The following is a 26054-nucleotide window of genomic DNA, read 5'->3' as shown; positions in this document are numbered from 1 at the left end:
TTTACACTTCCAAAAATTTCAGGTGATGGTTGTGGCTAATCTCCCCTAGACATTAGCCACTGATGTGAACTTATAAAACTGCAATTGGATACGAACCTAAAACACGTACTTCTTTTACTAACGGACGAATTTCTTCGATAGCTGCTTTTACGTTTTCTTGTTCAATATGACCTTCTAAGTCAATAAAGAAAACATAAGCCCATTTTTCAGGTAATGCAGGACGTGTTTCAATACTGGTTAAGCTAATATTGTGCTTCGCAAATGGCGCAAGAATTTCAAGTAAAGCACCCGCACGGTCATGTGCAGAAACCAATAATGAGGTTTTATCATTACCGCTTTGTGGCACTTTTTCACGACCAATAACCAAGAAACGAGTGGTATTTTCTGGGTTATCTTCGATATTGCTATGCAAAGTTTCTAAATTATAAATATTGGCAGCAATTTCAGATGCAATAGCAGCAGAATGCCATTCGTTACGAATACGACGTGCAGCTTCTGCATTAGAACTTAATGCAACACGCTCAACACCTGGATAATGCGCATCTAACCAACCACGGCATTGCGCCAAAGTTTGTTGATGTGCATAAATTTGTTTAATGCTGTCTTTACGTGTGTTTTCAGACACTAAAAATTGGTGATGAATACGAAGTTCAACTTCACCAATTACATTTAAAGGAGATGCTTTGAAACAATCTAAAGTATGGTTAACCACACCTTCAGATGAGTTTTCAACAGGCACTAAACCATAATGTGCGCTACCCGCTTCAACTTCACGGAATACTTCATCAATTGTAGGCAATGGACGCACAACAGCATCTTGACCAAAATGTTTTAAAACTGCTGAATGTGTATATGTTCCAACAGGCCCTAAGAACGCAATACTTTGCGGTGCCTCAAGTGCCAAACATGCAGACATAATTTCACGGAATAAACGAGCCATTGTCGCGTCAGATAGAGGCCCTTCATTACGTTCCATAACATTACGCAAAACTTGCGCTTCACGTTCAGGACGGTAAAACAATGGTTTCTCTTCAGCAGCAAACTTTGCTTTCGCTACAGCTTCAGCCAGTTTCGCACGGCGATTGATGAGTTGTTGAAGCTGTTGGTCTACAGAGTCAATATCCTCACGAATTTTGCCTAAATCAAGAGAAGTGATTGTGTTTTGATCGTCGTTGATCATTGTTATGATGCCCTTAAAACATGTTTTCGACAGTATAACAATAGTTAGCTTTCAATTGTTGTGCAATAAGACTTTGCTTTATTCAGCCTTAAATTTACACAGTTGAAGATTTCACCAATTCTATTGTCTTTTTCACCTTCAATATCATTCATTAAATCAAGGAGTTTGTATATTGAAAAGGTTTTATAAATAGTAGAAGTTTAAGTGATAACTCTTTCTAAGATTTTTTATTTCATTTGTTAAAAATCATGCTCAATATTGAAGTTCATGACAACCTTTCCTTTAGCCTATAAGAAATATAAGGCATAAAAAAAAGAGCCGAAGCCCTTTTTATTTTTCCATACACTTAAAATTATCTTTAGCGCCCAACCATTCCTCGTGCGACAATTTCTTTCATAATTTCATTTGTACCGCCATAAATTCGCTGAATACGCGCATCCACAAAGAAACGTGAAATCGGATATTCCGTCATATAACCATATCCACCAAACAATTGAAGCAAATTGTCTGCAACTTTCATTTGCATATCTGTTGCAAAACTTTTTAACGCTGCCGCAGTTTCAACATCTAATTTACCTTGCATATAAAGCTCTACATTTCTTTCATAAAATGCAGATGTAGCAAGCTCATCTATTTTTGCTTGTGCCAAAACAAAGCGTGTGTTTTGAAATTGACTAATGGCTTGTCCAAAGGCTTGACGTTCTTTTACATATTGAATAGTGACATCAATAGATCCACGAATAGCACCTAAAGCTGTTGCTGCAATTGCTGTTCTTTCACGTGGTAATTCTTGCATTAAATATGCAAAACCTTGCCCTGCTTGCCCTAATATTTGGTCTTTAGGAACTTGAACATTATCAAAAAATAATTCGGAAGTATCTTGCGAATGTAGACCAATTTTTTCTAAGTTTGTTCCTTTTTTAAAGCCATCCAAATGTGCGTCTACAAGCATAAGTGAAACACCTTTTGCCCGTGCCTGAGGATCCGTTTTAACAGCAAGAACAACCAAGTCTGCATGTTGCCCATTCGAAATAAAGGTTTTAGAACCATTTAGAATGTAATGATCACCCTGCAAAATTGCAATTGTACGCATAGCTTGCAAGTCGGAACCCGCACCAGGTTCTGTCATACCAATTGCACCAACTACTTCGCCACTGACCATTTTAGGTAGCCATTGTTGTTTTTGCTCTTCTGTTGCAATGTGCAAAATATATGGCGCTGCAATTTCAGAATGGCAAGACATTCCTGTAGATAACGCGCTATAGCCTGCTCGTGCGGACTCTTCAATTAACATTAAAGAATAATGTGTTGAAACACCATAACCACCATATTCTTCAGGCATATCAACACATAAAAATCCATTTTCGCCCAACATATCCCAAATAGAACGTGGAATTTTCCCTTCACGCTCCCATTGTGCATAATGAGGTTCAATATGATCTTTCATAAATCTTCTAAAATTATCGCGAAATAACTCTAAATCTGCATCATATGCCAACATAATTAGTCCCTTATCTTATTTTGATTGTTTGATTTTTCTTCCAATTTTCATGCTATACACTTTTAAAGTAGTTGTCATGACCTACATCGGTCATTAAATTAATATTTAAAAATTTCTCACACATTTTCAGCAGCGTTTTATGGCATATTGTCTTAGCTGTAATATGTTGATGCTGATTTAATGAATACCAAGCGCAATCTTTATAAAGACTTTGAACATCCTTTTGCACAATTTGTTCGTATTGTTGGGAAAGGCAAAAACGGTGCTCGCTCACTCACTTACGATGAAGCTTATCAAGCTTTTTCTATGATTTTAAAAGATGAAGTTTTAGATGTTCAGCTTGGAGCATTCTTAATGCTTCTTCGTGTGAAAGAAGAATCTGTCGATGAATTAACAGGTTTCGTTCAAGCTACGAAAGATCAACTCAATTTTAAATCATTAGATGTCGATTTAGATTGGTCATCTTATGCAGGTAAGCGGAAACACTACCCTTGGTTTTTACTTGCTGCGCTTACGCTTGCAAAACATGGCTATAAAGTAGTGATGCATGGAGCTTCGGGTCATACCATCAACCGTTTATATACAGAACAAGTTTTAGAATTTTTAGATTTCCAAATTTGCCAAAATCAAGAAAATGTTGAACAACAACTTCAAGAAAAAAACTTTGCATATTTACCTTTAGATGTTATTTCACCAATTCTAAGCGACTTAATTAATCTACGAAATGTAATGGGTTTGCGCTCGCCTATTCATACTCTTGCACGTTTAATTAATCCATTTAATGCAAAAGCGACCATGCAAGCGATTTTCCATCCTGCTTATAGAAGTTCGCATCAACAAGCCGCTTTTCAATTGGGATATAAAAATAGTGCTGTAATTAAAGGTGAAGGTGGCGAATTTGAACGCAATCCTGATGCTAAAACATTAATTTGTGGCATTCAAAATGGTGAATTATACGAACACGAATTACCAAAGCTAACAGATAACCGAAGCCCAATTGAAGAAGAGCTCAATTTAGACGTATTTAAAGCGGTTTGGGAAGGCAAACAATCGCATGAATATGGTGAAATTGCAGTTATAGAAACCATAGGAATTGCTTTATATACAATGGGAGTTTGTACCAACTTTAATGATGCAATGCTAAAAGCAAAAGAACTTTGGCAACATAAGCATTAGTAATAATGTGAATCTAAAAGATTTATTTCTAAATATTAAAACAATTTCTTTTTGTTTTAATATTGTATATATTTTTTATACATTAAAAATTCTGTCTCTTTGTAATCTATAATAAAAAATCAAAATAACCAAAAAACAAATATTTAAAATGAAACTATTTACTTTAATTATAAGTATTGTATTACTTTCAAGTTGTGCCGTTATGAACACAGATGAATGTAAAATTGCCAATTGGCATGATGTCGGTTTAAAAGACGCCAGCAATGGTGATGATAGACTTAAATTGTCTAAATACGTTAAAGCTTGTTCAAAAGCAAATGTTAGCCCAAATCAAAGCGAATATAATCAAGGGTACCAAGAAGGTTTAAAAATTTATTGCACACCTCAGAATATGTTTGATCAAGGTCTATATGGCGGCACCGATTACTCAATATGTCCAGCAATAGAACACTCAAACTTGAAGCCTTATTACGATGTTAGTTACGATTATTATAGAGCTAGCGAAGAACGCAAAAAGCTTTTGAATGACATTAATAGATATGAAAGTCTCTTAAAAAATAAAGATCTTAAAAATGATTTAAAGGAGTCTTATAAGCAGAGTTTGAGTAGTTTAGAACTCAAGCGTAGCCGTGTTATGAATAGTTTCTATGACGCTGAAGATAGAATGGAACGCTTTAAAAGAGCTAAAAATCTAAATGCTTGGTAATTCAGTTTTATAATGAAATAATCCTTTTAGTCTATTGTTCAAAAAAGCCCGATTCAATATCGGGCTTTTTATTGTTTAATTTGATCAATAATAAAAAATGATTAAACAAAACGAATCGGTTTGAACTCTTCTTCAACATGCGAATCGCAATGTTCATCTTCTTCTTTCGTACCACGGTCAATATAACCGCTACGCTCTTCTTCAGGAAGGTTTTTCATTTCCCAAGCATAAACAGCTTGCATACATGTTTGGCGTTGTTCATGAGTCAACGCAACACCATTTGGCCATTTGCCAATTTCTACAGCCGTTTTTAAACGACCCACAATTTCAGGATCGAGTACAGCTAGCATTTGTTCAATATTCATGATTCATCCTGTTGTTGCAAAGATTCAAAATCTTGATTCCATCCTAACTTGGTACGACAAGCCATATAAAAGTCATATCCTGGTGGATGGAGTAAATTAAGTTTATAAGGGTGCTTACGAATATGTAAAGTATCGCCTACGCCCAATGAAACACTTTGTTGACCATCGGCACTTACCATTGGCATCACACGATTTTCACGAACTTCAATTTTAATTTCACTTTGTCCCCCAACTACAATTGGCCGAGACGATAGTGTATGTGGATGCATAGGAACAAGTGCTATTGCATCCATACTTGGATGCAGAATAGGTCCACCACCAGATAAGGCATAAGCCGTTGAACCTGTCGGTGTAGATACAATTAAACCATCACTGTGTTGACGATAAACATGCTGACCATCGATACTTAAATCGAAATCAATCATATGTACAGTTTTACCGTGCAATACCACATCATTTAATGCAATTGCTTCGTAAATAATTTCACCTTTTGAACGGACTTCCATTTCAAAAAGGAAACGACGATCTAACTGAAATTGACCTTTTAAAACTTGATCGAGCTTAAAAATTACTTCTGTAGGCTTAATATCAGTTAAAAAGCCTAAACGACCACGGTTTACACCAATAACAGGCGTATTGAATTTTACCAAAGCACGTGCAGCATGAAGTAATGAACCATCACCACCTACCACAATCACTAAATCGACCACTTCACCAAGTAAAGCGCGACTTACAGTTTGCGTGTTTTTATACGGTACTAGCTCGGCAGTTTCCGAGTCAAAAACTGGATGTAGACCAATACTAATTAAATGGTCATGAATAAGACTAATAGTTTCAACAACTGAAGATTTATCTGGACGTCCAATTAAACCAATGTTACGAAAATTCTTATGTGAAATTTGCACCAGCGATATCGCTCCACTACGATTCGTTATCTATAATATCACTATCACAGAAGATTTAGAAAAATTAGGACTAGAAATTTCTCTTAGTAATACATGACTTTTTTAAAGATATAAACATATTAATCATTGCAAATTGATTAAAAGCTTCGCATGATTAGCGTAATTTACTAATATTTTATTCTGATATATGAAGTCTGAACGTGGCATTGGCATATTTGCCCTTCTTTTTTGTATTGTTGTTATCGGCTTATTTGTAGCATTTAGTATCTACTTAATTCGCATGGATAATATTGTTCGTGACAAATTTGAAGGTAATCGATGGGACATTCCTGCAAAGGTTTTTGCTCGTCCTTTAGAAATCTATAGCAATGCGCCTGTGAGCCAGTCAGACCTTATTCAAGAATTGAATTTCCTTGGTTATAAAAGTTCAGATAATTATACAAAAACAGGGAATTATACGACTTCTGGTAATTCCGTTTACGTGCATACACGTGGCTTCGATTTTGGCGATAGCGTTGAACCTGAACAAATTTTAAAAGTCACATTTAACAATAATGCAATTTCAGAAGTAAGTGCGACAAAGCCATCTTCAACAGGTATTGCACGTTTAGAACCAATGCTTATTGGTGGTATTTATCCTCAGCACAATGAAGACCGTGTTCTTATTAAACTAGATAAAGTCCCTAAGCCACTTATTGAAGCCTTAATTGCAACCGAAGATCGTAATTTTTATAGCCATCATGGTATTTCTATTCGTGGTACAGCGCGCGCGCTTGTAAGTAACGTTACAGGTGGTAAGCGTCAAGGTGGTTCAACGCTTACTCAGCAATTGGTTAAAAACTTTTATTTAACACCTGAAAGAACTTTAAAACGTAAAGTGAACGAAGCTTTCATGGCAATGCTGATTGAACTTCACTATGAAAAAAGTGAAATTTTAGAAGCATATTTAAATGAAGTACATTTAGGTCAAAATGGTAACTATTCTATTAATGGTTACGGTTTGGCATCGCAGTTCTATTTTGGTATGCCTCTTCGTGAATTAAATATTGCTCAACAAGCGTATTTAGTTGGTTTGGTTCAAGGTCCAAGTTTATTCAATCCTTGGAGAAACCCAGAAGGCGCACTTAAACGTCGTAATATTGTGTTAAATAATATGCTTGTTATGGGCTATTTAACCGAAGCGCAATATGAAACTGAAGTTGCTCGTCCACTCAATGTTATTGATAAACCAACTTTAGGACCTTCTCGCTTCCCAGATTTCATGGATATTGTGCGTCGTCAATTACGTGCAGAATATCAAGAAAGTGATTTAACAAATCAAGGTCTACGTATTTTTACAACGCTTGATCCTGTTGCACAAACCAATGTTCAAAATGCGTTTAAATCTTCAGTTTCAAGTTTGGTGAATAGAAATCCTAAACGCTTAAAAGACTTACAAGGCGCTGTGGTGATTACTCATCCTGAAAATGGCGAGCTTGTTGCTGCTGTAGGTTCTACTCAAGATTTCACAGGCTTTAACCGCGCATTAGATGCAAAACGCCAAGTCGGTTCATTACTTAAACCTGTTATTTATTTAAATGCTTTAGATTCAGGTAGATATAACTGGGCATCTCAAATTGAAGACAGCTACATTAGCATTCCTTCAAATGGTAAAAACTGGACACCTAAAAACTACAGTGGCGGTGAACATGGCGTGGTACCTATGATTCAAGCACTTGCAAACTCATATAACTTATCTGCCGTTCGTTTAGGTCAAGAATTTGGTGTAAGTAGCTTCCGCAACCAATTAATGAAGTTTGGTATCGATGGTAATAAAATTCCTAGCTACCCTTCTACATTCTTAGGTGCTGTAGATTTATCTCCACTTGAAGTTCTTGGTATTTACAATAACTTTGCTACAGGTGGCTTCCAATATCCTGTGAAGTCTATTCGTACAGTTGTAGATGCAAAAGGTCGTGTATTAGATCGTTATAGCCTAACGGTTCAGCAAACGATGAACCCATCATCTGCATATATGATTAATTACGGTTTACAACAAGTGATTGCTTCAGGTACAGGTCGTTCTGCGAATGCATCTTTATCGCCTAATTTAAAGCTTGCAGGTAAATCTGGTACTACAAACGATACTCGTGATTCTTGGTTTGCAGGCTATTCAGGCAATTATGCGACTGTTGTTTGGTTAGGTTTAGATGACAATGCAATTACAGGATTGACAGGCTCATCTGGTGCGCTCCCTGTTTGGTCAAATGTGATGAAACGGTTACGCCAAAAACCTGTGAATTTACGCCAACCTGATGATGTTCAATGGTTATGGTTAGATCGTTATTCAGGCTTCTTATCTGCGCCTTATTGCGAAGGTTCAATACAAGTTCCTGTACTTCGCACTAAATCGCCAACGCAAGCTACTGAATGTGGCTTGCCATATTACGACCCTGAAGCAACTTACGATCCGAATGCATCAACAAGCGATGAAAATGCTGAACCTACTGACAGCATAGAAAATTTAATTCGTGAAAGTGACAGCTTAGATGAAAACGGTGGACGTGTAATTTCTAGCGGTGAATTTACAAATTAAAGGATTGTATTCAATGTATAAAATTGTACTTTCAACATGCATAATTCTTGGTTTGGTCGGTTGTCAAAACCTGCCAATGAAGTCTGATTCTAAAAAAACAGATTCAACAACCAAGCCACAGGCAAAAGAAATTAGAAATGCCAATGGTGTCGTAATTAAGACTTACGAACTAGACGAAATAAAACGTGAAAAATTACACACCGCTCCATCTTCTACTACAAAACAAAAGCTAGAAGATGGTGAATCATTACCTGCTTATAAAAATCTTATGAGCCAAGCAAAAACCAGCTATAACGCGGGTCAATTCGATAAAGCTGAAGGTCTCATTCTTCAAGCGCAACGCCTTGCTCCACAATCTGCTGATACATATTTGTATTTATCACTCGTTGCCTTGCAAAAAAATAATGCAAAAAATGCAGAATCTTTGGCTAGACGTGGTTTAAGCTTTGCACAAACCAACACCATTAAACGCCAACTTTGGCTTACCATTCAACGTGCTGCACAAAAGCAAAATAATGCAAAATCTGTTGCTGAATCAAAAAATGCATTAAAGTCACTTTAGACTTTAATGCATTTTTCAATCAAAGTTATTTGCTATAAATTTAAGTTAAAAACTTCGAATACCTGCAACACCGTATGCATGATTATTTTTTGCATCATTCAACAGTTCTGGTGAAACACCACCTAAAGCAAATATCACCAAATTCGCTTGTAACGCCATTTCAGCGAAGTTTTCCCAACCTAATCCTTGTGCATCGAGATGTGTTTCTGTTGCCAATACAGGGCTTAAAAAAGCAGCTTCACAGCCAATTTGCTCTGCATGTTTTAAAGCTTCTAAATTATGACAAGCAGCAATATATCTTTTAGATGAATCAAATTGATTTTTACTGAGCTGAAAAAGTTGATCCTGCTTTAAATGAATGGTTTGAATTGCATTTTTTTGCAATTCGCCTAACTGATTAAAAATATTAATATTCACAATAATTTTGGATAATTTTTCGATGCTATATTGTGAAAATTCTTCATGTGAAAATTCAGATTCTGCAATACGCCAATATAATAATCGATCATCTGAAATATGATTCAAACAAGACAAATCATGACTAATTTTAATTAAACGCTGCCAATATAAACGTTTCACAATACTTGTATTTGCTTTTGGAAAATTTAATTGAAGTAACTGATCTCGTGCAATCCATTTCCACGGTGCAACGACTGTTTGACTATCTTCATTAGATACATGCGCTATAAAAAAATGAAGCTGAACAATAACATCATCATACTCATGACGAATAACATCAAAATTTTTCCAATGATCTAAATCTATATTCAGCCCAACTTCTTCATATATTTCACGGCGACATGCTTCAACTGGTGTTTCTCCTGTTTCTACTTTTCCACCAGGAAATTCATGCTTATTTCCTTGATGTTGATTCTCCTCTCTCCATCCCACCAATATACGGTTTTGATGAACAAGAAGACCAATTGCAACATTCAAATTTGGCTTTGACATGAATTTATCCTTTTCCATAATTCAGGTGATGAAGTGTAAGCGATTTGTAGTATTTCGAACATTTTTTAAATAAGTCATTGACAGGCCTATTCGATAATGATTATCATTTAAAACGTTCACCACACACCTTGGAGTTTAGAAAAATGAACGCATCTTTTAGCTTATTCACTCGTAACGAAACTGCTCACTCACTACCAATGCTACATTCAAATAACTTATTTTCTTTAGGTCGTGAAATTAGAATTATGCATGCAGGTGAAGAATACCGCTTACGCTTAACACGCAATAACCGTCTAATTCTCACAAAATAAAAAACACTAAATATAATAATAAGCGTGGGAACAAGCAGTATGAATCAGCGCATACTGCTTTTTTTATTTAAATAAAAATTTAATTTGGCAGAGATATTTTCACAATCAAACCGCCTTGTTCACTTTTCGAAAAACTCAACTGACCATGATGTAATTCAATAATTTTCTGACAAATTGAAATACCTAAACCCGAACCCGTCGTTTTAGTACCTAACGCTCTATAAAAGCGCTCACCCAAACGTGCAATTGTTTCATCGGTGACATTATTACCATTATCTGTAATTACAATTTCAGTTTGATGACTTTGCTTAAGTACCTGAATATATATTTCACCATTCATGGAAATATAACGAATCGCATTGTCTAAAATATTTCGAATACAGGTGAAAATAAGTTCTTTATTCACATGAATATATACATCTTGAGCAACACTCATTTTAATATTGATCTGCTTTTCATCTACAAAAGGTTTAAGCGCACTTATTACATCTTGAATAAGCGCTTCTAAATCTATTTTTGATTTAGGCAAATCATTCGTCTTTCTTGGATCTAAACGAGCAAGTAAAAGTAAATTTTCTAAAACCAAAGTACCTCGACTCACATCTTGTTGAATTTGTTTTAAATCTTTGTTCAATATTTCATTTGATGCATATTTTCGCGTTAAAAGTTGCAAACGCATTTGAATGGCAGACAACGGCGAACGCAGCTCATGAGAAGCATCTGCGGTAAAACGTTGTTCTGCTTCTAAAGAATGTTCTAGCCTTGCCAATAACTCATTAAGCTGATGAATCATAGGCTGTAATTCTTGAAACTCTACTGCTTGATGTTGTATTGGCGCTAAATCATCTGCACTTTTTTCAGCAATTTGTTTAGCTAACAAATTAAAACGCTTGAATTGATGTTTTACCGTGAAGTGAATAAATAACCACTGAATAGCCCACAGTAATAACAGAATGCCAAAATAAATTGCGAAAGTATTCATTAAATCTTTCACACGATATTTTATTGGTTGAACAATAAAACTCAGCATTTCATCATTGGTTTGAATATATGTACGCCACAGTTGATTGTCGTGCCAAATAAAACTATAGCCTTCTTTGTTTTTATTATTTTTTATTAGCGTTATGAATGTAGATTGAAAATCTTCCGAATGCGTCAATATCTGATTGTTATAATTTAATTGATATTGTATTTCAAACTCTTCACTCAATTCATCTAATTGTGAACCTGAAACACTTGAAATATCAGCAATTAAAAGCATATCGGAAATTTCATCCATAAGCTCATCTTGCACGCTCATGGTTTGATAAATAGAAATACCAAGCAATAAAATAAATGCGATAAGTCCCGCAAAAATTGAGCCCCAAATTGAACTTTTGACTAATTTTTTTTGTAACGAAACAGTTCGCATCGCATTTTTCATTTTATAAATCCTGATTCATTCTATAGCCTAAACCTCGTACAGTTTTTATATAATGGCTGCCAATTTTTTTACGAATTTGATAGATAAATACTTCAATTGCATTACTTTCAATTTCATCTCCCCATGCATATATAGATTCTTCTAATTGCTCTCTGGTCACAATATGCGATGAATTTTGCATGAGCTTATTTAAAATTTGAAACTCTTTGGCGGTTAAATCGATCACATTATTATCTTGTTTTAATTGCTTTGCTTGTACGTCTAGAACTAAGTTTGCAAACTCTATTGTAGATGTTGCAACAGTTTGTTTTTGGCGTAATTGGCTTCGTACACGTGCAGACAATTCTTCTAAGCTAAATGGTTTCACCAAATAGTCATTTGCACCCAAATCTAATCCATCTACTCGATCTTGAATGCTGTCTTTTGCTGTTAAAAAAATCACAGGAATATTCATTTTATTTTGGCGAGTGACTTTTAGAATTTCATCACCTGTTGCTTTAGGCAAACCTCGATCTAACAATAAACAATCATATTCATGTTGTTCAATTGCTAAAATTGCATGATCTCCTCGCTCTACCCAATCTACGGTATAGCCATCCATTTCGAGCCAAGATTTTATGCTTTCAGCTTGTGAATGATCATCTTCTGCCAATAAAATTCGCATAAATTTTCCTATATAAGTCTTTTAAGCAAAACAAATGTGCTGATTTTTTCTTAATACAGCTTATATGAAAAAACCACATGAATTCATGTGGTTTTTTATAAATGAAATTTGTTTATCGCTTAAAAATTAAAATTTCACAGCATCAACATCAATTTCAACACGTTTCATTGGTTTGTAATCAATATCTACTTCACCAATAATTACAACAGGTGTTTTTGCAGAAATTGCTTTACCCATCCAAAGTTCATCATCAATATCTACTGTAATAGAACCTGTTTGATCACGAAATTCGTATTTTTCATCACCAACAGATTTAACTACATAGCCTTTTAGTTGAACATTCGCATCATCTTTCATGTTTAATGCTTGTTTTACAGTAACAACGTTATGAATTGCTTGCTCATTTACTGTATTTGCCATTGCAACTGAAGCAGTACCCATTGCAGCAACCATTAAAATTGTTTTCGTTAATGTTTTCATCTTAAACCTCTAAGTTGTTGTGTCTCTTCGATGAAGTTATTAAAACAAACAAATATGAGGTGAATCTTAAGATAAAAAATATTTTTAACTTAATGGCACAACTCGAAGTACTTCTTCTAAAGTTGTTAAGCCCGACATTACTTTTCGTGCGCCTGCTACACGTAAAGGTTCAATACCTTCTTTTTTCGCCTGAGCGCGCACATCATTTAAAGCCGCATTTGTGCCTATTAAATGCTTCATATCCAAACTTAAAGGCAAAAATTCATAAATACCAACACGACCTTTATAACCTGTATGACGACATTCTTCACATCCTACAGCTTTAAATACAAATTCAGGCATGACAATAGAATGATCAGCCACAAGATGTTTCCATTCTTGTTCATTAATAAATGTTTCAGTTTTACAATGTGGACAAAGTGTTCGAACTAAACGTTGTGCTAAAACACCTAAAATAGTTGCTGCCGTTAAAAATGGCTGAACACCTAAATCGTGCAAACGCGTTAAGCTTGATGGCGCATCGTTAGTATGTAATGTAGATAAAACTAAATGCCCCGTCAGAGCTGCTTGAATTGCCATATTTGCAGTATCGTTGTCACGTATTTCACCAACCATAATAATGTCTGGATCTTGACGCATTAAAGCACGTACACCATCTGCGAAGCCCAAATCGATACCTGCATTTACCTGCATTTGGTTAAAGCTAGGCTCTAACATTTCAATTGGATCTTCAATGGTACATACATTGACTTGCTCGGTTGCAAGCTGTTTTAAAGACGAATATAACGTAGTGGTTTTACCCGAACCTGTTGGCCCCGTTACTAAAATAATGCCATGACTATGACTCGTTAGAGCTTTCCAACTTTCAAGTAAATGCCCTTCAAAACCAAGCTGCTGAAAATTACGAACCAAAACATCTGGATCAAAAATACGCATAACCAACTTTTCACCAAATGCGGTAGGCAATGTTGCTAAACGCAATTCAGTTTCTTGCCCTTTTGGCGTACGTGTTTTTAAGCGTCCATCCTGCGGTTTACGCTTTTCAGCAACATTCATTCGACCCAAAATTTTAATTCGTGAAATAACCGCCATAAGCGTATTTGCAGGCATGTTATAAACGGTATGCAACACACCATCTATACGAAAACGTATTTTCCCTTCGCCTTTTCGTGGCTCCAAGTGAATATCACTCGCGCCTTGTTCAAAAGCAAACTGTAAAACCCAATCGACCAATTTTACGATGTGTTGATCATTTGCATCTGGCGTTTGCGTATCACCCAACTGTAAAAGAGCTTCTACACCTTTGTTATCACGCTCATAAGCTGAAGATTTCTGCGAACCTGTAACAGCACGACTAACTTGATAATATTCAATAATATAACGTTGTAATTGTTCTGGATTTAACAACACACGCTTAATTTGCTTTGGCGATAAACTGCTTTCTAAATTGGCAATCCATTCTTTTTGAAAAGGTTGATCGGTTGCAATAAGAACTTCAGTTGGGGTAATTTCCACAGCCAAAATACGGTTACGTAATGCAAACTCTTGTGACATTACGCCTGTTAAAGCAGTTACATCTGCTTTGAGCGGATCAATAATATAAAAAGGTAATTTAGATTTTTCAGACAGCCACTGACATAAACGATTCAGCGTTAAAGTAGATTGCGGATGTGCTTGATCTATTAAATTAAAATTCGCAATCCATTGTAAAGCATGCCATTTCAATTGATCTCTTTGGCGATGTGTAGTTTGAATTAAACCTCGATCACGTTCTGTAATACGTCCATCTTTTAATAATTGTTCTAAACACCAAGTCGTATCAATTTCAAAGTTAAATGTCATAGCGTTTTCCCCAAAACTGATATCACTATAACAAATTATTAAAAGTGTTTAATAAGCTTCTACCGGTATTTTTCTTTTAACTTTTTATTTTGTTAAAAAATATACTTAACTCCAAATCTGTTTTGCAAAAACACCTTATCTTCTCTTGGTGATGTAACAACACCAAAGAAATTAGCCAAACTCCACCCCTTCATTGCTCCTTTGAAATTATAAAAACCATAAATCACGTATTCAGATTGATTCAATGACTTCACATCTGATGATTCTTTTAAATCCATAAATGAATAATTTACGCCAATATATGTTTGTTCATTTAAAGAACCCTCAATAGAAACCATATACGCATGCCCTGAACCTAAGTCTTGAGTACTTGTAAAAAATGGTTGTGCAAAATATGGACCCGAAGATGTATAAATCATATAAGGCGTAAATAATGCACCATTCATATAACTATCTTTGTTTTCTTTAATGTAATTATAACCCGCTTTGACGGTGATATTTTCTTTAGGATTTAAGCTAAGAAGTGCACCAACTCCTTGATGATCGACCTTATGATTTTCTACCAGATATGATGCTTGTTTTAGGGCTTGACCATCACCTTTAGCATACATAATTTGTACGCCTAAACTTGGAGTAAAACGCTGTTCATTTAATTTTAAATGACTTTCAAAATAAGTAAGGTAATTATAATCATCGTAATTTTGGTACCACATTTGAGCATTTAATTTATTTGTACCGACATCAAAACTTTTGGCAACACCGATAGACCACACACCATCTGTTTCAACATTTGAATATCTTGAAGTTTTTGTAAATTGATCATCCGCATAACTTTTAAAACGATCTGCACCCGTAAATCGTACATAATCATTTTGTGAACCATATTGAATATCTACGGCACGAAATAGTGGCGGCATAATACGCCAGTCATAATTCCCTAAAAATGGTACATCCAAATGTTGCTGACCAACTTTTATTTTCAAAGCATCTTTATTCCAATTTATATACGCTTCAGCTAAACCATCTTTATTATTTTTTAGCTCGGTCACTTCATCGTTATCAGAATGTCGATCGTCCAAACGGCGCTGACCTGCATAACTTATTCCCGCAGTGAATCCATAAAATGGCGCAGTTTCAAATTTTAGATATCCTCCTGCTGTCACAGTATCTTGATTCAAATCCTCCACAAAATAAGCATTATGCGTTGAATAATATAAGGTATGAAATTTGCCTGTGACTTGACCACAACGAATTGCATCTACAATAGATTGTGTATCACATGATTCACCAACTTCAATAATATTTTCACTATTCACATTTGCATGCGCGATATATGGAAATATCGCCCCTAAGGTAAAACTTAATATAATTTTTTTATACATGAGTAAGTCCGTAATTTTATTAATTATTGTCATGTATAAAATTTAGATTGTTTTATTTAGAATAGCAATTAATACAATAAAAACAGAATATTCAAGGACTTTTTATGTATATTAGTTCACAGTTCTAAAATATAAATTGCGTTTTCAATCACCTTAAATTGCACATCAAATTCTGCAAATTTCATTTTATAAATGCGTTCTACATCATCTTGATAAGCAGGTCTTGGGTCTAAACTTAGAACCTGTTCTAATTCATCAATTAATTGCGATGTAATTTTATTTTTCTTAAGTAAATTTTGTTGTTGGATTTGAGCATCATCATTCCAAATAACCTGCTTTCGAATAGGTTCATCTTGCGCATAACCACTTTTTGCATCTAAAACTGCATCTGAATATTGAATATAAGGCTTAATATCTAAAATAGGTGTCTCATTTAATAAATCACTTCCTGTCACATATACACGAACAAACTTCCCTACTTTTTCAACTTTATTTAGCTTTACTACAGATAAGCCCATAGGAGATGGTCTATACATACTTCGTGTTGCGAACACGCCAATTTTTTTATTTCCACCTAAACGTGGTGGACGTACCTGTGATCTAAACTTATCGCTATCTTGTTGATTTTTATTATCATGAAACTGCCAAATCAGCCAAAGATGACTAAAATCTTCTATACCTTCAAATGCCAATAAATCATTATAAGGCGCAATCATTTCTATATAAGATTCAATTTTTACCAAGTTTGGCTGACGTGGAATACCAAATTTTTCTGTGTAGGGAGACTTCATATAACCAATAATTGGCATTTTAAGATCGGTCATAATCACTTTTTCTGATAAGCTCAATTAAATATATTCAGTTTATCGAGAATCATTTTAGATTAGAATAGCAAGCTGTTCTAATTTGATAATTATTGAGACCTTTAATGGCTGCTTTCAACGTCGAAAAGATTACTCACGTCCACCACTGGAATGACACTTTATTCTCTTTTAAAACGACTCGTGATGTCGCACTTCGTTTTAAAAACGGACAATTTGTCATGATTGGTCTTGAAGTAAATGGCAAGCCTTTAATGCGTGCTTATTCTATTGCTAGTGCCAACTATGAAGAAGAACTAGAATTCTTCTCTATTAAAGTGCCAGATGGTCCTTTAACTTCTATTTTACAAAAAGTTAAAGTGGGCGATGAAATCTTAGTTTCTAAAAAACCTACAGGTACTTTAGTTCTTGACGATTTAAACCCTGGTAAAAACTTGTACCTTCTTTCTTCTGGTACCGGTCTTGCACCGTTCCTTTCTACAATTCGTGACCCTGAAACTTACGAACGTTTTGAAAAAATTATCGTCGTTCATGGTACTCGTTATGTTTCAGAATTGGCTTACCAAGACTTAATTGAAAACGAAATTCCAAACCATGAATTTTTTGGTGAGTTAGGCGCTAAAGAAAAATTAGTGTACTACCCAACCGTTACTCGTGAAGATTTCCACACTCAAGGCCGTGTAACTACAGCTATTGAAACTGGCGACTTGTTCGAGAAAATTGGTTTACCACGTTTCAACCCTGAAACTGACCGTGCAATGCTTTGCGGTAGCCCTGCATTCCTTGACGATGTTGCTGCACTTCTTGACCAACATGGTCTTAAAGAATCACCGAAAATGGGTGTTTTAGGCGATTACGTAATTGAACGTGCATTCGTTGAAAAATAAGATTCTTTAGAATCTAAAAACCGAAGCTTAAGCTTCGGTTTTTTATTGGACGATATTTCTGTTTTTACATAGAATAGAAAATGCACAAATAGAACGAATATAAAACTTTATGACATTTCCAAATCTTAGTTTTGAGCATTATTTACACCCACGTCCAAAACCTAAAGGCATAGATGTGAAATGTAGCCTTCAACATTTTGCTTTAATTACCTATGCAATTGACCCTATTCGTTTTGAAAATATTATTCCTAAACGCTTTAAATTAGATACGATTGAATATCAAGGTAAAACTTGTGCACTCATGTCTGTTGTACCGTTTATAGATATAGACTTTACTTCGGCAGTTTATCCTTTTCCAAATTTTACTATGGGGCAAACCAACTATCGTGTTTATGTGATAGATCAAACAACTCAAGAGCGTTGTGTTTGGTTTCTTGGTACAACGTTAGATTCATGGACAGTTGCTGTCCCACGTCATATATGGCAATTACCTTGGCACAAAGCATCTATTAACTTCGATTGCATTCAAAATAAAGAAGGCTTTTACTCACAATATAAAATGAAAACTTTAAGCGATTGGGCTGCATCTGAAGTTCACTTAGAACAATCAGAAACAGATTCATGGCAATTTGAAGGCTTTCCCAATCAAGAAACTTATCAAGTTTTTTTAACTCATCCTCTTGCTGGTTTTTACTATCGCTTAGATGGAAAGTTAGGCACTTATAGAGTTTGGCATGATCGTTTAAAGCCTAAACCTGCGAAACTTGTGCATGCAAAATTTGAATTATTGGAACGTATGGGATTGGTCAGTTTTGAAGATCAACTTAAACCTTATAGCGTATTAATTGAACCTATAAATGAATTTACGATTTATCTTCCACCTACCGTTTTATAATTAAAAAACCGAGCATCTTAGCTCGGTTTTTTATTTTGAATCATTTTCAATTTGAACAAACATCTACAATTTTATTTTGCTGACGTTCTAATCGAGCACGTTTAATCACTTGATAACCTGCAACTAAACCAAGTCCAGCCATAATCATTGCCACAATTAAATCTGGTAACATACTTCCTGTACCAAACACACCAACAGCCGCCAAAATTACCGCAACATTACCAATTGCATCGTTACGACTACACAACCAAACCGATTGCATATTCGAATCTCCATCTCTAAACGCATATAGAACTGCTGCTGAAATGACATTGGCAATTAAGGCAAGAATACCAATTGCACCCATGGTAATTGCTTCAGGTGGAATTCCCTGCACATAGGCATAAATAACTTTGCCAATTACAACAAAGCCAAAGGTTGCCATTACAATACCTTTTGCTAAAGCTACTGTTGCGCGCCAATATAAACTTGCACTTAATACCGCAAGCGAAACACCATAGTTAACTGCATCACCAAAGAAGTCTAATGAATCTGCCCAAAGTGAAGATGAATGTGCATAAGCACCACCCACTAATTCAACAATAAACATGGCAGCATTAATAATTAAAGCAATCCATAAAGCTGTACGAAATTTGCTATTTGGCTTTTGTGGTGCGGGCGCACTACTACAAGAACATGCCATTTACATAACCTCTATGAACTTATCATTCAATTTATATTATGCTTATTGAAAACTATGGAGTAACTCCAAGGTCAAGCATGAAAATACAAAAAAATTACCTCATTAAAGACTTATCTTTAAAAACAGGCTTAAGCACAGACACTATTCGCTTTTACGAAAAGAAGAATTTATTACAGCCAACTTTTCGCGGTTCAAATAACTATCGCTATTATGATGAAAAAACACTCAATAAATTAATATTTATTAAACGTTGCCGTGCGCTAGAAATCTCATTAAATGAAATTACACACTTATTAGAACTTGAGCAAAATCCTGCACAAAGCTGTAGTGCTGTGAATCAACTTATTGACGATCACATACAACAAGTTACTGATAAAATTAATGAATTGAAAAAGTTCCAAACTCAACTTGTTGAGCTTCGCTCTACCTGTAATACAGATTCTCGTATTGATGATTGTCAAATTTTAAAGCAACTTGAGGCAAAATCTTCTTAAAAAGTTGACCAATTTACTAGGTTGAATCTTTTTTTTTAGTTCTTACAATTAAGCCATATATTTTTTATGCCTATTTAGACATGACCATTTCCCACGTTACTGAATTACTTTCTCCTGCTGGTTCACTTAAAAATATGCGTTACGCTTTTGCATATGGTGCAGATGCGGTTTATGCAGGACAACCTCGTTACAGTTTACGTGTTCGAAATAATGCTTTTGATCATGACAATTTAGCCATTGGTATTAAAGAAGCACATGAACTAGGCAAAAAATTCTATGTTGTTGTAAACATTCAACCGCATAATTCAAAATTAAAAAACTTCATTCGTGACTTAGAACCTGTTATTGCAATGAACCCAGATGCACTCATTATGTCTGACCCTGGTCTGATTATGATGGTGCGTGAAAACTTCCCAAATATTGATATTCATCTTTCTGTTCAAGCCAATGCTGTAAACTGGGCAACAGTAAAATTTTGGAAAAATATGGGTTTAACACGTGTGATTTTGTCACGTGAATTATCTATAGATGAAATTGAAGAAATTAAAAATAATGTACCAGATATGGAAATTGAAGTTTTTGTACATGGCGCATTATGTATGGCGTATTCAGGTCGTTGCCTACTTTCAGGTTACATGAATAAGCGTGATGCAAACCAAGGTGCATGTACAAATGCATGTCGTTGGGAATATCAAATTCACGATGCTGTCGAGGATGAAACAGGCGATGTAATTCCTGTAAAACAATTAGATGAAAACTCTGGTTGTGGTTGTTCAGGTTCACAAGTCGATGCTGACGAACAACATATGCTTGAACAAAACCAATTTAATGAACCTGTACTTTTACAGCGCAATGAAGAAGATATGTTTGCCGCAGAAGAAGATGAACACGGCACTTACTTCATGAACTCAAAAGATTTACGCGCAGTTCAGCATGTAGACCGCTTAACGAAAATGGGTATTCACTCATTAAAAATTGAAGGTCGTACAAAATCGTACTTCTATTGTGCACGTACTGCACAAATTTATCGCAAAGCGATTGATGATGCCCTACAAGGCAAAAAATTCGACCCTGCTCTCATGACTCAACTTGAAGGCTTAGCAAACCGTGGTTATACCGAAGGTTTCTTGCGTCGTCATGTACATAGTGAATATCAAAACTATGAAACAGGTTCTTCAGTTTTCGATCATCAAATTTTCTGTGGTGAAGTTTTAGAACGTAACGGTGACTACATTAAAATTGATGTGAAAAATCGCTTTGTTGTTGGTGACTCATTAGAGCTTATGACAACTTCTGGAAATATCACATTCACTTTAACAGAAATTAAAGATAAAAAAGGTAATCTTATTGAAGATGCAAAAGGTTCAGGTCATATCGTAGATATTCCTGTTCCTGCTGATGTAGATATGAACTTTGCTTTACTTATTCGCAACTTACCAAACTCTACTGCTGATATTTCAGCGTCGTCTTTGGCTTACCAAGCGGTTTAGGATTTTAAAATGGCATTGCTCATTACTGACAAATGCATTAACTGCGACATGTGCTTACCCGAATGTCCAAATGATGCAATTTATGAAGGTTCAAAGGTCTATGAAATTGATGTAGATCGTTGCACTGAATGTGTTGGTTTTTATGATCATCAAACTTGTGTTTCTGTATGTCCTATTGAATGCATTATTCCGCATCCTGAACATATAGAAACTCAAGAACAGCTAGAAACAAAGTTTAAAGCGCTGAATTTATTCAGCACACAATAAACGATGAAATGGCACATATATTGCTAATTAAGAAATTACAACCAGGGGGAAAAGAAAAAAACAACAATAATAAAACGATATTAAGGGATAAATTCAAGGTGCTTGGGGACACCTTGAATTTTTAACTTAAAATAAAAAAAGGGAACTTTGGTGTTAGCATCCAAAGTTCCCAAAAAGAACAATATATGTATCAGTTTAGAGGTGAAAGTGTTTGGGGACGCTTTCACCTCTTTCAATTTAGACTTAACTACCGCTACGAATAATGTAATCGAAAGCAGATAGCGAAGCTTTAGCACCTTCACCAGTTGCAATAATGATTTGCTTGTAAGGAACTGTTGTACAGTCACCCGCGGCAAATACACCTTTTACATTGGTTTCATTACGCTCGTTAATTACAATCTCACCGCGGTTTGAAAGTTCAACATCTGTTTCTTTTAAGAAATCTGTATTTGGTAATAAACCAATTTGTACAAAAATTCCTGCAAGTTCGACAGTGTGTTCAACATCAGTTGCACGGTCTTTGTATTTAAGTGCAGTCACTTGTGAACCATCACCAACAACTTCAGTAGATAACGCATTTTTAATTACAGTTGTGTTTGGCAAGCTGTTCAATTTGTCTTGAAGTACTTGGTCAGCACGAAGTTTTGTATCAAACTCAACAAGCGTTACATGCTCAACAATACCTGCAAGGTCAATTGCTGCTTCTACACCAGAGTTACCACCACCGATCACTGCAACACGCTTGCCTTTAAACAATGGACCATCACAGTGTGGGCAGTATGCAACACCGCGTGTACGGTATTCTTGCTCACCTGGAACGTTCATTTCTCTCCAACGCGCACCTGTTGAAAGGATGACAGTTTTAGATTCTAGTTTTGCACCATTTTCTAAAGTCACTTCAACAAGCCCATTTGCTGTTGCATCTGCACCTTTAATGTCAGATACACGTTGCAAATTCATAATGTCTACACCGTACTCACGAACGTGTGCTTCCATTTCAGCAGCAAACTTAGGACCTTGTGTTTTTTGGATAGAGGTAAAGTTCTCAATATCCATTGTATCCATCACCTGACCGCCCATGCGTTCAGCTACGATACCTGTTTTAATCCCTTTACGTGCTGCATAGATAGCAGATGTATTACCCGCAGGTCCACCACCAATAACTAGTACATCAAACGCTTCTTTAGCATTTAATTTCTCAGCATCTTTTGCAGCAGAGTTTGTATCAAGTTTTGCAATGATTTCTTCAAGTGTCATACGACCTTGACCAATGTGTTCACCATTTTGGAATAACATTGGAACAGCCATGATTTTGCGTTCTTCAACTTCTTCTTGGAAGAATGCACCATCAATCATGGTTGCTGTTGTGCCTGGGTTGTTAATGGCAATTAAGTTCAATGCTTGAACAACGTCAGGGCAGTTATGGCAGCTTAAAGATACGAATACGTCGAAGTCAGCTTTAATGCCTAAGCCTTTAATTTGAGCAAGAACTTCATCAGATACTTTTGGTGCATAACCTGAAACTTGTAACAATGCCAAAATCAAAGATGTGAACTCATGACCCATTGGTAAACCTGCGAAGTTTACACGTGGTTGTTCACCTACTTTTGCAATACCAAAACTTGGCGCACGAGAGTTAGTACCGTCAAAACGAGCAGTGACTAAATTAGAAAGCTCTGCAATTTCTGAAACAAGCTCTTTAATTTTGTCTGATTTATCAGAACCATTTAAAGTTGCTACAATTTCAATTGGGCTTTCAAGGCGTTCAAGAAGTGTTTTTAATTGAGCTGAAGTATTTTGATCTAACATTGCTAACGTCTCCAAAGGAGTAAATGTTTATTTGATGAGAGAATCATAGAACAAACCATTAAATTGAGGAAACAGTTTGTTTTTATAAACATAATCGTTTTTGCAAATCAGTATAATAACTTCATTTTTGCAACAGTCCTTTGCACTTAGCAGCCTGTATTCAAAGAAACTCTCGCGCTAAAGTAATTTCAAATAATTTAATGAACTTTAAAATATGAAAGCTATTCAATTTAGTCAGTATGGCAAAGCAAATGTATTAGAAATAAAAGACGTGAAAATACCTACGATTAATGCAGGACAAATTCTTGTTCAAGTTAAAGCCTTTAGTATTAACCCTATAGATTGGAAATTACGTAGCGGAGCAATTAAAGCTTTTATTCCTCTACCACTACCCTTTATTTTAGGTTCAGAGGTGTCAGGCATTGTCATGAAAGTTTCCGATGATGTTAAGCATATTAAAGTTGGTGATAACGTTTATGGACGCACACAACATGCGTATGCAGAATATGTAAGTATGGATGCTGATAAAACTCAAATTATTCCTGCATTTTTAAACTTTGCTGAAGCTGCAAGCTTACCAAGTGGCTCTCAAGTTGCTTATTCAGCACTCAAAACTATGGGAAATATTCAAAAAAATCAGAAAGTACTGATTCATGCTGGTGCTGGAGGTGTTGGTACAGCAGCCATTCAAATTGCAAAATACTTTGGCGCTCATGTAACAACAACTGTTTCCACATCTAATATTCATTTAGCAAAGCAATTAGGTGCAGATGAAATCATTGATTATCGTGCAACATCTATTACCACATTAGAAAAAGACTTTGACCTTATTTTAGATAGTGTTGTTGGCGGTCAAACTCAAATCGATTCTTGGGATTTACTTAAGGAAAATGGCACGCTCGTTTCACTTGTTTCAGATGAAAGTGCCCAATTTAGCCCAGCTCTAAATAAGGAATTTCACTTTATGCGTGGTGTGCAAGGCAACCCTTTTGAAGTAGTCAATCAACTTATTTCAGCCAGAAAAATTAAACCAATAATTGATCAGGTTTATGACTTTAATGATATTGCAGCTGCACACATAAAAAGTGAAACAGGTCATGTATCTGGCAAACTTGTAATCGTAATTTAAAGGATAGCTATTATGAAAATTGAATTTGTATTTGATGTGGTCTACCCTTTTAGTTATATCGCATTTCAACAGCTTAAAAAAACTTGGGATGAACCCAATATTCATCATGTTGAATTAGTACCTGTAAAAATGGTGCCTGAAATTTCAAATGACAGCTTAGACATTCTTCAATATTTGAAAGATAAATATGGGACAGAAGCAGCGTATAAGAAGCTTGATCAAGTGAAGTTTGCTGCATATGAACAAGATTTAGTGATTGACCTAGATCATATGAAACATATGCCAAATAGCACGCTTGCTCATCAAGCAATTTTGGCTGTAGATCATCGCTTCGATCAATTATCCCTTACGCAAGCAATATTTCACGCCATATTTACTAAAGGATCAGATATTTCGAATCCTAAAATTATGAATGAAATTATTGAAGGAGTTGGTTTAGACTCCACTAAAATTATGAGAAATATAAAAATAAAAGATACTACGCAACAACTTGAGGATATACATAAGCGTATTATGTCTTTACCGACTCATCCTACACCCTACTATTTGGTGGATGGTGAAATTTATGAACATAATGGATCTTTCTGTGACTTACAAAACTTGCTGAAATCAAGTTAATAAAATGCCCCGAAAGGGGCTTTTTTTAGAATATTCGTTGTTCAATTCTTATGGCTCTTTTTTTCAAGTTGGATGCCAAAACAAACAAAAACAAACTCACTATAAATGAAAGTACGATAACAGCATAAATCAGAATTTGTGCATATTTAGAAATTAATTCTGCCTGAGTTGCTTGCTTATCAACATTTTTCGCAAACAAAGTAATGCTTTTTCCATAAAGTTGATTTTGCAAAATCCAAATTTGTTCAGGCTGAAAACCGTATTCTAAAAATTTGACATCATTTTTTTCTGCATTTACTAATCTCTGAGTAAATACCATTGCCAACGCCTTATCAGCAGGCTTATGCAATAAAGCTGTTTGAGCTAACAAGTAATCTTGAATTGGCTTCGCAACATCATTATTTTTCAAATATTGTGCAATCTCGCTTTCTTGAATATTACTTTCATATTTCACTAATTTTTCAATCGCATGGGCTTTTTTATCGCCACCATCGTATTGAACATAAGTTAAGCTAGACCAAAGCAAAATAAATGCAATAAGCCATCCTACAAACTTCAGTACAAAAGATTGAAAACGAATATAAAAATATTTAATTTTCTTTAAAAAATGAATAACAAAAAATGCTCCTATAAACGAGACAAATATCTTTAATATAAACCAGCCAAACCAAGATAAAAGACTTAAAAAATAATCTGCAGGTTGATCAACATTTACATTTAAACTTGGAACAATATGAAGTTGTTTTACTTCAGTAGATAAACCGAAAAAGCTGTAAATAAGATCATGTTGAATAAATATAGATAAAACAGATGCGACAAAAACAGTTGATGTTGTCATTGCTAATAACATCAAATTTCTGTGTCTTTTTTTAAGTACAACAACACCTTGCTCAATTTGTTGCTGACTTAATGTATATTCATCTAAGGGAGACAAATTAA

26 protein-coding genes are annotated in these 26054 nt (G+C 35.2%); 12 read left to right on the top strand and 14 right to left on the bottom strand.

The features are described from left to right. Positions 1-70: 70 nt before the first annotated feature. A complete protein-coding gene (gene pheA / locus SKM54_RS08045) occupies positions 71-1180 on the bottom strand; it encodes a prephenate dehydratase (protein WP_154772419.1) in 1110 nt (369 codons plus the stop codon). A 358-nt stretch (positions 1181-1538) separates the two neighbouring features. Then, positions 1539-2681 carry an acyl-CoA dehydrogenase family protein gene (locus tag SKM54_RS08040; protein ID WP_321095086.1) on the bottom strand — a complete coding sequence of 381 codons (1143 nt, stop codon included), beginning with the start codon at positions 2679-2681 and terminating at the stop codon, positions 1539-1541. Between the two features lie 180 nt (positions 2682-2861). Between SKM54_RS08040 and SKM54_RS08035 the strand changes: the two genes are divergently transcribed. Further along, positions 2862-3857 (top strand): glycosyl transferase family protein, encoded by a 996-nt coding sequence (locus tag SKM54_RS08035; RefSeq protein ID WP_321086986.1) that lies wholly within the window; start codon positions 2862-2864, stop codon positions 3855-3857. A 202-nt stretch (positions 3858-4059) separates the two neighbouring features. Beyond that, on the top strand, positions 4060-4563 hold the full coding sequence (locus SKM54_RS08030; RefSeq protein ID WP_171501241.1) for a DUF2799 domain-containing protein: 504 nt from the start codon (positions 4060-4062) through the stop codon (positions 4561-4563). A 101-nt stretch (positions 4564-4664) separates the two neighbouring features. Here the strand turns inward: SKM54_RS08030 and SKM54_RS08025 are convergent, their stop codons facing one another. Beyond that, complete coding sequence (locus tag SKM54_RS08025; protein ID WP_321086984.1) at positions 4665-4928, bottom strand: YeaC family protein; 264 nt, start codon at positions 4926-4928, stop codon at positions 4665-4667. Then, positions 4925-5833, bottom strand: coding sequence for an NAD(+) kinase (locus tag SKM54_RS08020; protein ID WP_199287343.1), 909 nt, complete (start codon positions 5831-5833; stop codon positions 4925-4927). The genes SKM54_RS08025 and SKM54_RS08020 overlap by 4 nt, the downstream gene beginning before the upstream one ends. A 187-nt stretch (positions 5834-6020) precedes the next feature. Here SKM54_RS08020 and mrcB point away from each other — a divergent pair, with 187 nt between their 5' ends. Both mrcB and SKM54_RS08010 read left to right on the top strand, forming a co-directional pair. After that, entirely contained in the window at positions 6021-8408 is a 2388-nt protein-coding gene (mrcB, locus tag SKM54_RS08015) for a penicillin-binding protein 1B (protein WP_321095084.1), read from the top strand. 13 nt (positions 8409-8421) lie between these two features. Next, on the top strand, positions 8422-8970 hold the full coding sequence (locus SKM54_RS08010; RefSeq protein WP_321095083.1) for a tetratricopeptide repeat protein: 549 nt from the start codon (positions 8422-8424) through the stop codon (positions 8968-8970). Between the two features lie 45 nt (positions 8971-9015). Here the strand turns inward: SKM54_RS08010 and SKM54_RS08005 are convergent, their stop codons facing one another. Beyond that, positions 9016-9921: an NUDIX domain-containing protein gene (locus SKM54_RS08005; protein WP_321095082.1), complete on the bottom strand. Its 906-nt coding sequence runs from the start codon at positions 9919-9921 to the stop codon at positions 9016-9018. A gap of 143 nt (positions 9922-10064) precedes the next feature. Here SKM54_RS08005 and hemP point away from each other — a divergent pair, with 143 nt between their 5' ends. Further along, entirely contained in the window at positions 10065-10232 is a 168-nt protein-coding gene (gene hemP, locus SKM54_RS08000) for a hemin uptake protein HemP (RefSeq protein WP_321095081.1), read from the top strand. Positions 10233-10311: 79 nt separating this feature from the next. Here hemP and SKM54_RS07995 read toward each other — a convergent pair whose 3' ends face one another. The 6 genes from SKM54_RS07995 to tsaA all read right to left on the bottom strand — a co-directional run bounded on the left by SKM54_RS07995 (position 10312) and on the right by tsaA (position 16847). Then, a complete protein-coding gene (locus tag SKM54_RS07995) occupies positions 10312-11643 on the bottom strand; it encodes a sensor histidine kinase (RefSeq protein WP_321095156.1) in 1332 nt (443 codons plus the stop codon). Positions 11644-11656: 13 nt separating this feature from the next. Continuing rightward, positions 11657-12319, bottom strand: a complete 663-nt coding sequence (locus tag SKM54_RS07990; protein WP_321095080.1) for a response regulator transcription factor — start codon at positions 12317-12319, stop codon at positions 11657-11659. A 126-nt stretch (positions 12320-12445) separates the two neighbouring features. Further along, positions 12446-12799: a NirD/YgiW/YdeI family stress tolerance protein gene (locus SKM54_RS07985; RefSeq protein ID WP_321089608.1), complete on the bottom strand. Its 354-nt coding sequence runs from the start codon at positions 12797-12799 to the stop codon at positions 12446-12448. 84 nt (positions 12800-12883) lie between these two features. Then, entirely contained in the window at positions 12884-14641 is a 1758-nt protein-coding gene (locus tag SKM54_RS07980; protein WP_154772430.1) for a GspE/PulE family protein, read from the bottom strand. Positions 14642-14733: 92 nt separating this feature from the next. Next, the gene (locus SKM54_RS07975) at positions 14734-16023 is read right to left on the bottom strand and encodes a hypothetical protein (RefSeq protein ID WP_321095079.1); all 1290 of its coding nucleotides are present in this window, start codon (positions 16021-16023) and stop codon (positions 14734-14736) included. A 116-nt stretch (positions 16024-16139) separates the two neighbouring features. Next, positions 16140-16847 (bottom strand): tRNA (N6-threonylcarbamoyladenosine(37)-N6)-methyltransferase TrmO, encoded by a 708-nt coding sequence (gene tsaA, locus SKM54_RS07970; protein ID WP_321095077.1) that lies wholly within the window; start codon positions 16845-16847, stop codon positions 16140-16142. Between the two features lie 104 nt (positions 16848-16951). Between tsaA and SKM54_RS07965 the strand changes: the two genes are divergently transcribed. Then, positions 16952-17731 (top strand): ferredoxin--NADP reductase, encoded by a 780-nt coding sequence (locus tag SKM54_RS07965; protein WP_154772433.1) that lies wholly within the window; start codon positions 16952-16954, stop codon positions 17729-17731. A 109-nt stretch (positions 17732-17840) separates the two neighbouring features. After that, positions 17841-18626, top strand: coding sequence for a DUF2071 domain-containing protein (locus SKM54_RS07960; RefSeq protein WP_248102792.1), 786 nt, complete (start codon positions 17841-17843; stop codon positions 18624-18626). A 46-nt stretch (positions 18627-18672) separates the two neighbouring features. Here SKM54_RS07960 and SKM54_RS07955 read toward each other — a convergent pair whose 3' ends face one another. Then, a complete protein-coding gene (locus SKM54_RS07955) occupies positions 18673-19308 on the bottom strand; it encodes a cation transporter (RefSeq protein ID WP_321095076.1) in 636 nt (211 codons plus the stop codon). Positions 19309-19385: 77 nt separating this feature from the next. Between SKM54_RS07955 and SKM54_RS07950 the strand changes: the two genes are divergently transcribed. The 3 genes from SKM54_RS07950 to SKM54_RS07940 all read left to right on the top strand — a co-directional run bounded on the left by SKM54_RS07950 (position 19386) and on the right by SKM54_RS07940 (position 21559). Continuing rightward, positions 19386-19802: a Cd(II)/Pb(II)-responsive transcriptional regulator gene (locus tag SKM54_RS07950; protein WP_321086966.1), complete on the top strand. Its 417-nt coding sequence runs from the start codon at positions 19386-19388 to the stop codon at positions 19800-19802. A gap of 80 nt (positions 19803-19882) precedes the next feature. Continuing rightward, positions 19883-21292: a prephenate-dependent tRNA uridine(34) hydroxylase TrhP gene (trhP, locus tag SKM54_RS07945; RefSeq protein WP_321095075.1), complete on the top strand. Its 1410-nt coding sequence runs from the start codon at positions 19883-19885 to the stop codon at positions 21290-21292. Positions 21293-21301: 9 nt separating this feature from the next. After that, entirely contained in the window at positions 21302-21559 is a 258-nt protein-coding gene (locus SKM54_RS07940; RefSeq protein ID WP_321091179.1) for a YfhL family 4Fe-4S dicluster ferredoxin, read from the top strand. Positions 21560-21802: 243 nt separating this feature from the next. Here the strand turns inward: SKM54_RS07940 and ahpF are convergent, their stop codons facing one another. Continuing rightward, a complete protein-coding gene (gene ahpF, locus SKM54_RS07935) occupies positions 21803-23368 on the bottom strand; it encodes an alkyl hydroperoxide reductase subunit F (RefSeq protein WP_321095073.1) in 1566 nt (521 codons plus the stop codon). A gap of 214 nt (positions 23369-23582) precedes the next feature. On the opposite strand from ahpF, the gene SKM54_RS07930 reads away from it, so the two are divergent. Continuing rightward, positions 23583-24497, top strand: coding sequence for an NADP-dependent oxidoreductase (locus tag SKM54_RS07930; protein ID WP_321095072.1), 915 nt, complete (start codon positions 23583-23585; stop codon positions 24495-24497). A gap of 12 nt (positions 24498-24509) precedes the next feature. After that, entirely contained in the window at positions 24510-25115 is a 606-nt protein-coding gene (locus SKM54_RS07925) for a DsbA family oxidoreductase (protein WP_321095071.1), read from the top strand. Between the two features lie 25 nt (positions 25116-25140). Here the strand turns inward: SKM54_RS07925 and SKM54_RS07920 are convergent, their stop codons facing one another. Then, positions 25141-26049 carry a hypothetical protein gene (locus SKM54_RS07920; RefSeq protein ID WP_321095070.1) on the bottom strand — a complete coding sequence of 303 codons (909 nt, stop codon included), beginning with the start codon at positions 26047-26049 and terminating at the stop codon, positions 25141-25143. Positions 26050-26054: the final 5 nt, after the last annotated feature.

The organism is Acinetobacter faecalis (genome assembly GCF_034187745.1).
Lineage (GTDB): Bacteria > Pseudomonadota > Gammaproteobacteria > Pseudomonadales > Moraxellaceae > Acinetobacter > Acinetobacter faecalis.
This window is presented reverse-complemented; position numbering and strand designations above follow the sequence as displayed.

What these genes read in the sequence shown, in the direction of transcription:
- pheA (WP_154772419.1), bottom strand. Translation starts at nt 1,180, where the DNA reads ATGATCAACGACGATCAAAACACAATCACTTCTCTTGATTTAGGCAAA.
- SKM54_RS08040 (WP_321095086.1), bottom strand. Translation starts at nt 2,681, where the DNA reads ATGTTGGCATATGATGCAGATTTAGAGTTATTTCGCGATAATTTTAGA.
- SKM54_RS08035 (WP_321086986.1), top strand. Translation starts at nt 2,862, where the DNA reads ATGAATACCAAGCGCAATCTTTATAAAGACTTTGAACATCCTTTTGCA.
- SKM54_RS08030 (WP_171501241.1), top strand. Translation starts at nt 4,060, where the DNA reads ATGAACACAGATGAATGTAAAATTGCCAATTGGCATGATGTCGGTTTA.
- SKM54_RS08025 (WP_321086984.1), bottom strand. Translation starts at nt 4,928, where the DNA reads ATGAATATTGAACAAATGCTAGCTGTACTCGATCCTGAAATTGTGGGT.
- mrcB (WP_321095084.1), top strand. Translation starts at nt 6,021, where the DNA reads ATGAAGTCTGAACGTGGCATTGGCATATTTGCCCTTCTTTTTTGTATT.
- SKM54_RS08010 (WP_321095083.1), top strand. Translation starts at nt 8,422, where the DNA reads ATGTATAAAATTGTACTTTCAACATGCATAATTCTTGGTTTGGTCGGT.
- SKM54_RS08005 (WP_321095082.1), bottom strand. Translation starts at nt 9,921, where the DNA reads ATGTCAAAGCCAAATTTGAATGTTGCAATTGGTCTTCTTGTTCATCAA.
- hemP (WP_321095081.1), top strand. Translation starts at nt 10,065, where the DNA reads ATGAACGCATCTTTTAGCTTATTCACTCGTAACGAAACTGCTCACTCA.
- SKM54_RS07995 (WP_321095156.1), bottom strand. Translation starts at nt 11,643, where the DNA reads ATGCGAACTGTTTCGTTACAAAAAAAATTAGTCAAAAGTTCAATTTGG.
- SKM54_RS07990 (WP_321095080.1), bottom strand. Translation starts at nt 12,319, where the DNA reads ATGCGAATTTTATTGGCAGAAGATGATCATTCACAAGCTGAAAGCATA.
- SKM54_RS07985 (WP_321089608.1), bottom strand. Translation starts at nt 12,799, where the DNA reads ATGAAAACATTAACGAAAACAATTTTAATGGTTGCTGCAATGGGTACT.
- SKM54_RS07980 (WP_154772430.1), bottom strand. Translation starts at nt 14,641, where the DNA reads ATGACATTTAACTTTGAAATTGATACGACTTGGTGTTTAGAACAATTA.
- SKM54_RS07975 (WP_321095079.1), bottom strand. Translation starts at nt 16,023, where the DNA reads ATGTATAAAAAAATTATATTAAGTTTTACCTTAGGGGCGATATTTCCA.
- tsaA (WP_321095077.1), bottom strand. Translation starts at nt 16,847, where the DNA reads ATGACCGATCTTAAAATGCCAATTATTGGTTATATGAAGTCTCCCTAC.
- SKM54_RS07965 (WP_154772433.1), top strand. Translation starts at nt 16,952, where the DNA reads ATGGCTGCTTTCAACGTCGAAAAGATTACTCACGTCCACCACTGGAAT.
- SKM54_RS07960 (WP_248102792.1), top strand. Translation starts at nt 17,841, where the DNA reads ATGACATTTCCAAATCTTAGTTTTGAGCATTATTTACACCCACGTCCA.
- SKM54_RS07955 (WP_321095076.1), bottom strand. Translation starts at nt 19,308, where the DNA reads ATGGCATGTTCTTGTAGTAGTGCGCCCGCACCACAAAAGCCAAATAGC.
- SKM54_RS07950 (WP_321086966.1), top strand. Translation starts at nt 19,386, where the DNA reads ATGAAAATACAAAAAAATTACCTCATTAAAGACTTATCTTTAAAAACA.
- trhP (WP_321095075.1), top strand. Translation starts at nt 19,883, where the DNA reads ATGACCATTTCCCACGTTACTGAATTACTTTCTCCTGCTGGTTCACTT.
- SKM54_RS07940 (WP_321091179.1), top strand. Translation starts at nt 21,302, where the DNA reads ATGGCATTGCTCATTACTGACAAATGCATTAACTGCGACATGTGCTTA.
- ahpF (WP_321095073.1), bottom strand. Translation starts at nt 23,368, where the DNA reads ATGTTAGATCAAAATACTTCAGCTCAATTAAAAACACTTCTTGAACGC.
- SKM54_RS07930 (WP_321095072.1), top strand. Translation starts at nt 23,583, where the DNA reads ATGAAAGCTATTCAATTTAGTCAGTATGGCAAAGCAAATGTATTAGAA.
- SKM54_RS07925 (WP_321095071.1), top strand. Translation starts at nt 24,510, where the DNA reads ATGAAAATTGAATTTGTATTTGATGTGGTCTACCCTTTTAGTTATATC.